This is a genomic window from Saccharopolyspora sp. NPDC000995 (assembly GCF_053599315.1).
Genome location: NZ_JBSFLZ010000313.1, coordinates 1 through 1,793, shown reverse-complemented (window position 1 = coordinate 1,793; position 1,793 = coordinate 1). Strand labels below are relative to the sequence as shown.

Sequence of the window (1,793 nt, the reverse complement as noted above, 5' to 3'; positions counted from 1 at the left end):
GCACAACCCACACACCCAACTCCTCCCCAGGAATCCCAAGCCGCAGAACCTTCTTCTCCTTCCCGGCCGCAGCACGCCACGCAGCCTGCCAAGCAGCGTTGTCAGCTCCGTGGCCTTGTGTATGCAGCCAGTTCAGTCCTTCCTTGGCGGTCGTGGCCCGTCCCTCCTCTCGAGCCCGCACAACCCACTCACCCAACTCCTCCTCAGACATCCCAGGCCGCCGAACCTGCTTCTCCTTCCCGGCCGCAGCACGCCACGCAGCCTGCCAAGCAGCGTTGTCAGCTCCGTGGCCTTGTGTATGCAGCCAGTTCAGTCCTTCCTCGACGGTCGTAGCCCCTCCCTTCTCTCGAGCCTCCACAACCCACACACCCAACTCTTCCTCAGACATCCCAGGCCGCCGACCCCGTTTCTCCTTCCCGGCCTCAGCGCGCCACGCAGCCCCCCAAGCAGCGGTGCCAACCCTGCGGCCCTGTTTACGCAGCCAGTTCGATCCTTCCTTGGCGGTCGTGGCCCTTCCCCTCTCTCGAGCCTTCACAACCCACACACCCAACTCCTCCCGAGGAATCCGGGGCAGCTGAACCCGTTTCTGTTGTCCCGTATCAGCATACTGCTGCGCAGAGGCCCCCACACCACCCACGCCCAGTGCCGGGTGGGCGGCAGGTTGGGCCGTTGACGGTCCGGTCTGCGACTCACCCGGATACACCTGGGCCCAAGCGAGAGGATCCTCGTCTTCCAAATCAGCAGCAGACCAGTGATCCACAACGTCCTGGCCCGCCGGGTCATCCGACGGCCCAGCACGCATCTCATCCGGACTCACCGCATCCTCAGCACCGCCAGAAACCCCACTGTCCGGCAGTGCCGGCCGAGGCCCCCCAGAACGACCTCCAGCCGTCACCTCAAAATGAGCAACACCAACCTCCACAACACCACGCCACGCAGCCCCCCAAGCAACGCTGTCTGCTCCGTGGCCCTGTTCACGCAGCCAGTTCAGTCCTTTCGCGGCGGTCGTGGCCCCTCCCTCCTCTCGAGCCCGCACAACCCACACACCCAACTCCTCCTCAGGAATCCCGAGCCGGTGAACCCGTTTCTCCTTCCCCGCCGCAGCACGCCACGCAGCCCGCCAAGCAGCTTTCTCAACCCCGCGGCCCTGTGCATACAGCCAGTTCAGTCCTGCCGCGGCGGTCGTGGCCCCTCCCTCCTCTCGAGCCCGCACAACCCACACACCCAACTCCCCATCAGGAATCCCGAGCCGCCGAACCTGTTTCTCCTTCCCGGCCGCAGCACGCCACGCAGCATGCCAAGCAGCGTTGTCAGCTCCGCGACCTTGTTCGTGCAGCCATTTCAGTCCTGCCGCGGCGGTCGTGGCCCCTCCTTCCTCTCGAGCCCGCGCCACCCACCCACCCAACTCCTCCCCAGGAATCCCGAGCCGGTGAACCTGTTTCTCCTTCCCGGCCGCAGCACGCCACGCAGCCCACCAGGCAGCTTTCTCAGCCCCGCGGCCCTGTGTATACAGCCAGTTCAGTCCTTCCGCGGCGGTCGTGGCCTCTCCCTCCCTTTGAGCCCGCGCAACCCACCCACTCAACTCCTCCCGAGGAATCCCAAGCCGTCGAACCGGTTTCTTTTTTCCTGCTGCTGCGTTCTGCTGCCCAGAGGCCGCCACATCACCCACGCCTGGCGTCGGGTGGGTGGCAGGTTGGACTGTTGACGGTCCGGCCTGCGACTCACCCGGATACACCTGACCCGGCCCCTGCTGCGAGGGCCCGCCGCCCCTCAGCCCGGGCTGCCCGACGCCT

General features: G+C 66.1%; 1 protein-coding gene. It reads right to left on the bottom strand.

Annotated features, from left to right (window positions below; all coding sequences use genetic code 11):
• Positions 1-544, bottom strand: a 544-nt coding sequence (locus ACWDKQ_RS36050) for a hypothetical protein (RefSeq protein WP_450143220.1), incomplete at its 3' end; no start/stop codon positions are given.
• Positions 545-1,793: the final 1,249 nt, after the last annotated feature.